This is a genomic window from Cellulosimicrobium composti, from assembly GCF_010287905.1.
In the GTDB taxonomy this organism is placed as follows: Bacteria; Actinomycetota; Actinomycetes; order Actinomycetales; family Cellulomonadaceae; genus Cellulosimicrobium; species Cellulosimicrobium composti.
In genome coordinates this window covers 1-7,497 of sequence record NZ_JAAFAN010000107.1, presented here as the reverse complement: position 1 = coordinate 7,497, position 7,497 = coordinate 1, and the positions used below count along the sequence as shown (strand labels likewise).

At 73.1% G+C, this 7,497-nt stretch carries 6 protein-coding genes; 3 read left to right on the top strand and 3 right to left on the bottom strand.

What is annotated here, in order from left to right; genetic code table 11:
• Positions 1 to 202 precede the first annotated feature (202 nt).
• On the bottom strand, positions 203 to 1,519 hold the full coding sequence (locus GYH36_RS18515) for an ABC transporter substrate-binding protein (RefSeq protein ID WP_162290616.1): 1,317 nt from the start codon (positions 1,517 to 1,519) through the stop codon (positions 203 to 205).
• Positions 1,520 to 1,843: 324 nt separating this feature from the next.
• Between GYH36_RS18515 and GYH36_RS18510 the strand changes: the two genes are divergently transcribed.
• Positions 1,844 to 2,875, top strand: a complete 1,032-nt coding sequence (locus GYH36_RS18510; RefSeq protein ID WP_115941996.1) for a LacI family DNA-binding transcriptional regulator — start codon at positions 1,844 to 1,846, stop codon at positions 2,873 to 2,875.
• Here GYH36_RS18510 and GYH36_RS18505 read toward each other — a convergent pair.
• Together GYH36_RS18505 and GYH36_RS18500 are read right to left on the bottom strand one after the other, a co-directional pair.
• Positions 2,868 to 3,458, bottom strand: coding sequence for an amino-acid N-acetyltransferase (locus GYH36_RS18505; RefSeq protein ID WP_024838836.1), 591 nt, complete (start codon positions 3,456 to 3,458; stop codon positions 2,868 to 2,870). The two genes, GYH36_RS18510 and GYH36_RS18505, sit on opposite strands and share 8 nt — an antisense overlap.
• Positions 3,459 to 3,529: 71 nt before the next feature.
• Positions 3,530 to 4,480, bottom strand: a complete 951-nt coding sequence (locus tag GYH36_RS18500; protein ID WP_312028710.1) for a sugar-binding transcriptional regulator — start codon at positions 4,478 to 4,480, stop codon at positions 3,530 to 3,532.
• Between the two features lie 230 nt (positions 4,481 to 4,710).
• On the opposite strand from GYH36_RS18500, the gene GYH36_RS18495 reads away from it, so the two are divergent.
• Positions 4,711 to 6,459 (top strand): glycerol-3-phosphate dehydrogenase/oxidase, encoded by a 1,749-nt coding sequence (locus GYH36_RS18495; protein WP_024838838.1) that lies wholly within the window; start codon positions 4,711 to 4,713, stop codon positions 6,457 to 6,459.
• Between the two features lie 187 nt (positions 6,460 to 6,646).
• The gene (locus tag GYH36_RS18490; protein WP_143314176.1) at positions 6,647 to 7,393 is read left to right on the top strand and encodes an MIP/aquaporin family protein; all 747 of its coding nucleotides are present in this window, start codon (positions 6,647 to 6,649) and stop codon (positions 7,391 to 7,393) included.
• The last annotated feature ends 104 nt before the right edge of the window (positions 7,394 to 7,497 follow it).

The following is a 7,497-nucleotide window of genomic DNA, read 5'->3' as shown; positions in this document are numbered from 1 at the left end:
GCCCCGCGCCGCCGCGCCGTGCGGCGCGGGCGAGGGCGGCGTCGAGGACGCGGACTGCACGGACATGGCTGGTCTCCAGGAACGGGTGCGAGGGAAGGCCGGACGGGGCTCGCCGCCGCGCCGGGTGCGGGCGGCGGCGAGCCCTGCGGTCCCGCGTGAGCGGGCTCGGGAGGTTCTCCGGGGGCGCCGGGAACCTCGCCGGTCACTGGGACAGGACCGCGGTGATCTCCTCGTTGTCCGGCTCGATGCTCGACGCGTCACCGAACACGGCGTTGCGCACGAGCGTGAGCCAGGGGCTGTTCGGCGCGTTGAACGCCTGCTGGAAGTTGCGCGCGACGGGCGTGCGGCCCGTGCTCGCGACCTCGTTGATCGTCACGACGCGCGGGTCGGCGGACGAGTACTCGTTGTCCACGAGGTCGGCGCGCGAGACCACGTCGCCGTTCTTGGCGAGGACCTCGACCTGGGCCTCCTCCGAGAGCATCCACGACAGGAAGCTCCACGCCTGGTCGGCCTTGTCGCTGTCCTTGGAGATCCCGATGCCGTCGCCGCCGACGAACGTCGACCCGCCGCCGCCGGGGCCGGGGATCGGCGCGACGCCGACGTCGACGGTCTCGTCGGCGGTCGACAGGAGCGTCGCGGGGTACGGCATGACCCCGACCTTGCCCTCCTGGAACGGGGCGACCCACGTCGCGCCCGTCTCGTCGCGCGTGCCCGCACCGACCGCGTCGGAGTCGACGAGGTCCTTGTAGACGGCGTAGACCTCCTGCGCGGTCTCGCTCGCGAGGAGCGACTCGGTGCCGTCGGCGCTCAGCACGTCCTCGTCGGCCGCCCAGACGGACGGGAACCAGGTGAACACGAGGCAGCCGCCGCAGTTGCCGCCGAAGAAGGTGCCGTCCACGCCGCCCCCGAGCGCGTCGACCGCCTTCGCCTGCTCGGCGAACTCCTCGAGCGACGTCGGCGGGGCCTCGGGGTCGAGGCCGGCCTGCTCGTAGAGCTCCTTGTTGTAGAACAGGACCGAGACGTCGAGGACGAACGGGAGCACGTACTCCGCGTCCTCGTACGTGCCCGCCTCGAGGTGGCCCTGGTTGATCTCGTCCGCGAAGTCGAGCTGGTCGATGCGGTCGGTGACGTCCTGGAAGAGGCCCTGCTCGACCCAGTTCGGCACGTACACGATGTCGGCCGCGAACAGGTCCGGCAGGCCCCCGCTGCCGGCGGCGGCGCCGACCTTCGCCACGTAGTCGTCGTTGGGGACGATCGTCAGCTCGACCTGGTTCTCGTGGCTCGCGTTGTACGCGTCGACCAGCAGCTTCGCCTGCTTCTCGAGCGGTGCGCGCGTCCACAGCGTGAGCGTGCTGCCGTCGTCGACGCCCTCGACGCCGCCCTCTCCCGTGCCGCCCGTCGCGGCGTCGTCGCCGCCGGATCCGGACCCGCCGCACGCGGCGAGCCCGAGCGCGACGAGGCCGGCGAGCGTCGTCGTGGCCACGGACCTCCGCCAGGAGGTCCCGCGGTGGTTCTTCATCTCGTGTCTCCTCGTACTCGTCTTCGAGCCGTTGCACCTGCGCCCCGTGCCCGCGCTGTGGGCGAACACGTTTTCGGTCGACGTGTCGCGCAGCGGCGCGCTCCACGTGGCCGTCCGTCCCCTCAGGCGGCTAGTGTTCGATGTCCTGGCGTCGACCGTGAGCCATGTGCTCGCGTCGCCGCTCGCACCGAAACCAACCGAAAAGGTTTTCTGAATGTATGGCAGGGCGATAGCCTCGTCAAGCGGGGCACCGGGTTACAGTTCGATCACGGCTCGATCGTCGGAGACGCCGCGGAGCGCGCCGGTAGGAGGGGGAACGGCCTCATGACGACCCAGAGCGGGAGCGCCTCGCCGCGTGCGGCGACGCTCACCGACGTCGCGCGCCTGGCCGGCGTCTCGATCGCGACCGCGTCCAAGGCGATCAACGGCCGCGACCAGGTGAAGGCCGAGACGCGGCTGCGCGTGCTCGAGGCCGCCGAGCGCCTGTCCTTCGCACCCAACGCGCTCGCGCGCGGCCTCCTCAAGGGTCGCACCGGCACGGTCGGGCTCCTCACGAGCGACCTCGAGGGCCGCTTCTCCATCCCCGTGCTCATGGGCGCCGAGGACGCGTTCGGCGCGGGCCGCGTGTCCGTGTTCCTGTGCGACGCGCGCGGCGACGCGATCCGCGAGCAGCACCACGTGCGCGCGCTGCTCTCCCGGCGCGTCGACGGCCTCATCGTCGTAGGCTCGCGCACCGACCCGCGACCCCCGCTCAGCGCCGACGTCCCCGTCCCGGTCGTGTACGCGTACGCGCCCTCGGAGGACGCGTCCGACGTGTCGATCACGGCGGACAACGTGGGCGCGGGACGGCTCGCCGTCGAGCACCTGCTCTCGTGCGGGCGCCGGCGCGTCGCGCACGTCTCGGGCGACCCCGGCTACAAGGCCGCGCAGGACCGCGCCGCCGGGGCCGCCGCCGCGATGACCGCCGCGGGCCTCGAGCTCGTGGGCGGGCAGACGTTCTTCGGCTCGTGGAGCGAGGGGTGGGGCCGCGGGGCGGCACGCATGATCGTCGAGCAGCACGGCGACGTCGACGCGTTCTTCTGCGGGTCGGACCAGATCGCGCGCGGCGTGCTCGACGCGCTGCGCGAGCTCGGCCGGGACGTCCCCGGCGAGGTGTCGGTCATCGGGTTCGACAACTGGGAGGTGCTCACCACGAACGCGCGCCCCCAGCTCACGAGCGTCGACATGAACCTGGAGCGCCTCGGGCGCGTCGCCGCGCAGCGCCTGTTCGCCGCGATCGACGGCACCGTGCGGCCCGGCGTCGAGGAGCTGCCGTGCCGCGTCGTGACGCGCGCGTCGACCGTGCCGATCAGCTGAGCGGCGCGCCGCCGGGGCCGACCTCGTCCGGGCGGTCGGGGTCGTCGAGGTCGAGCAGCATGCGCGTGTTGCCGAGCGTGTTGGGCTTCACGCGCGCGAGGTCGAGGAACTCGGCGACGCCGTCGTCGTGCGAGCGCAGCAGCTCCGCGTAGACGTCGTGCGAGACGGGCGTCCCCTCGATCGCGCGGAACCCGTGGGCGCGGAAGAACTCGACCTCGAACGTCAGGCAGAACACGCGGCGCAGGCCGAGCGCGCGTGCCCGGGCGAGGAGCTCGACGACGAGCGCGTGCCCCACGCGCCGACCCCGCCAGGCCGGGTCGACGGCGAGCGTGCGGATCTCGGCGAGGTCGTCCCACATGACGTGCAGCGCCCCGCACCCGACGACGCGCGGCCCCCCGGCGCCGTCGTCCGTCGCGGGCTCCTCGGCCTCGGCGACGACGAACTCCTGCACGGCCTCGTAGTACCCGACCATCTCCTTCGCGAGGAGGATGCGCGCCTGCGCGTACGGCTCGACGAGCGCGCGGACCGCGCGCACGTCCGCGGGCAGGGCGGGACGGACGCGGACGGCGGAGGTCGAGGGCACCGCGTCACTGTACGCCGGATCGGCGCTCGATGCATACTCATGCAGGCGAGCGCATAGATCCCCGCCGGGGGTCAGGCTCCCGCGACGAGCCGCGACGCCGTGATCTCGTCGACCACGAGGTCGGTCACGACGCCGGCGCGCAGGGCCGCGCGCAGCGGCGCCACCTTGTTGTCGCCCGCGACGGCGCACACGCGCCGCGGGACGCGCCGCAGCTCCTGCGGCGCCGGTCCCGTCGCGCGCTCGTTGAGCGCGATGTCGCTGTACGTGCCGTCCGCGCGCAGGAAGACCGTGCACACGTCCCCCACGACGCCCTCCGCGTCGAGCACCGCGATGTCCTCCGGCTCGAGGTAGCCGGCCGAGTACACGTGCGAGGGCACGCCGCCCGCGACCGCGCCGACGGAGAACAGGGCGATGTCCGCGCGGCGCTGCACGTCGAGGACGCGGCGCACCGACCGCTCGCGCCACATCGCCTGCTTCGTCTCCGCGTAGTCGAAGAACGCGGGGACTGGGAAATGGTGCACGTGCGCGTCGAACGCGGTGCCGAAGCCCGCGATGAGGTCGCCCGCGTAGTGCACGCCCGACGTGCGCGTGTTCGCCGCCCCGTTGAGCTGCACGACCGCGCTCCCGCGCGTGGGCTTGCGCGGCAGGTGGCGCGAGACCGCGGAGAGCGTCGTCCCCCACGCGATCCCGAGGATCATGTTCGAGTCGAACCACGTCGACAGCAGGCGGGCGGTCGTCAGCGCGACCTGCTCGAGCCGCTCGACCTGCGGCGCCTGGTCAGGCACGGGCACGACGTACGCGTCGATCCCCCACGTGCTCGCGAGGTGCTGCCCCAGCCCCGGGCCGCGGCTCCGGGCGGGGCGCAGCGAGATCTCCACGAGCCCCGTGTCGCGCGCCCGCTTCACGAGGCGCGACACCGTCGACCGCGAGGTGTGCAGGTGCTTCGCGATCGCCTCCATCTTCATGTCCTGGAGGTAGTACATCGACGCCGCCCGCAGGACGTCCTGCTCCCGATCGACCACGACGGCCTCCTTCCGCTCACCACCATTCTGCACGTTTGTGCACCACGGTTGCGCGTCCGTTCGCCGCGTGGTCGTCTGGAGGGCGTGCCAGCGCGCCGGGAACCCGGCGTGCGCACCGGCGGCTCCCGCTCGCGCACCCTGGTCGGGCGTGGGACCGTCGCTGTGAGCGCACCGTGGGCGCACCGTCCCGCGGCGTGCCCGCAGGCCCGAGGGACGAGAGAGGAACACGGATGGCATCCACGAGACTCACCGCGGAGGCGCGCCGACAGGCGCTCGCCGCGCTCGAGGCCAGCACGACCCCCGACGCCGAGCTCGACGTCCTCGTGATCGGCGGCGGCGTCACGGGCGCCGGGATCGCTCTCGACGCCGTGACGCGCGGTCTGTCGACCGCGATCGTCGAGGCGCAGGACTGGGCCGCAGGAACGTCGAGCAGGTCGAGCAAGCTCGTGCACGGCGGCCTGCGCTACCTGCAGATGCTCGACTTCCACCTCGTGAAGGAGGCGCTCACCGAGCGCGACCTGCTGCTCAAGGACATCGCCCCGCACCTCGTGCGGCCTGTGCCTTTCCTCTACCCGCTGGAGCACCGCGTGTGGGAGCGCGCCTACGTCGGCGCGGGCATCGCCCTCTACGACACGCTCGCGAGCGTGGCCCCCGGCAAGCGCGCGATGCCGCTGCACCGGCACCTGTCGCGCAGCCGCATGGAGAAGAAGTTCCCCGACCTCGCGCACGACGCCGCGGTCGGTGCCGTGCAGTACTGGGACGCGTCGGTCGACGACGCGCGGCTCGTCGCGACGCTCGTGCGCACGGCCGCGTCGTACGGCGCGCACGCCGCGTCGCGCACCCAGGTCGTCTCGCTCACCAAGGGCTCGACGGGCGCCGTGAACGGCGCGGTCCTCATGGACCTCGAGACGGGCAAGGAGATCACGGTCCGGGCCCGCTCCGTCATCAACGCGACCGGCGTGTGGACCGAGGACACCGAGGCGCTCGCCGGCAGCGAGGGCGGGCTGCGCGTGCTGGCGTCCAAGGGCATCCACATCGTCGTCCCGCGCGAGCGCATCAAGGGCCAGGTGGGCCTGATCCTCCAGACCGAGAAGTCCGTCCTCTTCGTCATCCCGTGGTCGCGCTACTGGGTGATCGGCACGACCGACACCCCGTGGGAGCAGGAGCTCCAGCACCCCGTCGCGACGTCGGCCGACATCGACTACGTGCTCGAGCACGCGAACGCGGTGCTCGCGCACCCGCTGACGCGCGACGACATCATCGGCACGTGGGCGGGTCTGCGACCGCTCCTGCAGCCCGGCACCAAGGAGGGCACGAGCTCGGCGAAGGTCTCGCGCGAGCACACCGTCGCCTCCCCGACGCCCGGCCTCACGGTCATCGCGGGCGGCAAGCTCACGACGTACCGCGTCATGGCGAAGGACGCGGTCGACTTCGCGATCGGCCAGCGCGCGAGCGCCCTGCCCTCGATCACGCACAAGATCCCGCTGCTCGGGGCCGTCGGCCTCGACGCGGTGCGGCGCCAGGCGCGGCCCTGGGCCTCGCGCTACGGCTGGACGCCCGCGCTCGTCGACCACCTGCTGCACCGGTACGGGTCCAACCTGCGCGAGATCGTCGAGCTGTGCGAGGCGCGGCCCGACCTCGCGAAGCCGCTCGAGCACGCGCCGGCGTACCTGCGCGCCGAGATCGCCTACGGCGTCTCGCACGAGGGCGCGCTGCACCTCGAGGACCTCCTCCTGCACCGCACACGTCTCAACTACGAGGTCCCCGACCGCGGTCTCGCGGCGCTCCCCGAGATCGCCGGGATCGCCGGCGAGCTGCTCGGGTGGGACGACGCGACCCGGGAGACGGAGATCGCGAGCTACACCGACCGCGCGAACGCGGAGGCCGCCGCCGAGCAGGAGACCGACGACGCGTCCGCCGAGCGCGTCCGGCTGCAGGCCGACGACGTGTCGCCGCTGCAGCCGCTGCGCACCACCTGACACCTGAACACCGCGCGGGGTCCCGGGCGCCGTCCGCACGGACGGCGCCCGGCCCGGGCCCCGCACACCGACCTCACGGGACGCACGCCGACGGCGGCCGGCCCGAGGACCCGGCGCTCAGGCGCGCCGGGACGGTTGAGACAGAGAAGTCCACCACGAAAGAGAGAGCACGATGGATCAACTCCTCATGAACGCCTTCTGGTCCGAGGTCCTCGGCACGGCGACACTGATCCTCCTCGGTGCGGGCGTCGTCGCGAACGTCATCCTGCCGAGGACCAAGGGCTTCAACGGCGGCTGGCTCCTCATCAACTGGGGATGGGGCCTCGCGGTCTTCGCCGGCGTCTACGTCGCGCACAAGTCGGGCGCGCACCTCAACCCGGCCGTCACGATCGGTCTCTTCGCCGCGGACCAGCCGTTCGCGACGATCACCGGCCCGGAGGGCGTCGTCACGGCGACGATCGAGCCGACCGTCGGCAACATGTTCATGTACTTCGGCGCGGAGATGCTCGGCGCGTTCATCGGCGCGGTCCTGGCGTTCCTCGCGTACAAGAAGCACTTCGACGAGGACGCGCCGGGCGCGACCAAGCTCGCCGTGTTCTCGACCGGTCCGGAGATCCGCTCCTACTGGTGGAACTTCCTCACCGAGGTCATCGCGACCTTCGTGCTCGTGTTCTTCGTCGTCGTCTCGGGCAAGACGCCGTCCGGCCTGGGGCCGCTCGCCGTCGCGCTCATCGTCGTCGGCATCGGCGCGAGCCTCGGTGGCCCGACCGGGTACGCCATCAACCCGGCTCGTGACCTCGCCCCCCGCATCGCCCACGCCCTGCTGCCCATCAAGGGCAAGGGCTCGAGCGACTGGTCCTACTCCTGGGTCCCGGTCGCCGGTCCGCTCGTCGGCGGCGTGCTCGCCGGCCTGCTGGGCGCCGCGTACATCTGATCCGCGCGTGGGCCGGGGCCCGGGGGCGCGGGCCCGCGCCCCCCCCCGGCCGGGGGGGCCCGGGGGCCCCGCCCCCCCGGGCGGGGCCGCGCCCCCCCCCCCCC

Bases quoted from the DNA above. Each gene is read 5' to 3' on its own strand.
- GYH36_RS18515 (WP_162290616.1), bottom strand. From the start codon at position 1,519: ATGAAGAACCACCGCGGGACCTCCTGGCGGAGGTCCGTGGCCACGACG.
- GYH36_RS18510 (WP_115941996.1), top strand. From the start codon at position 1,844: ATGACGACCCAGAGCGGGAGCGCCTCGCCGCGTGCGGCGACGCTCACC.
- GYH36_RS18495 (WP_024838838.1), top strand. From the start codon at position 4,711: ATGGCATCCACGAGACTCACCGCGGAGGCGCGCCGACAGGCGCTCGCC.
- GYH36_RS18490 (WP_143314176.1), top strand. From the start codon at position 6,647: ATGAACGCCTTCTGGTCCGAGGTCCTCGGCACGGCGACACTGATCCTC.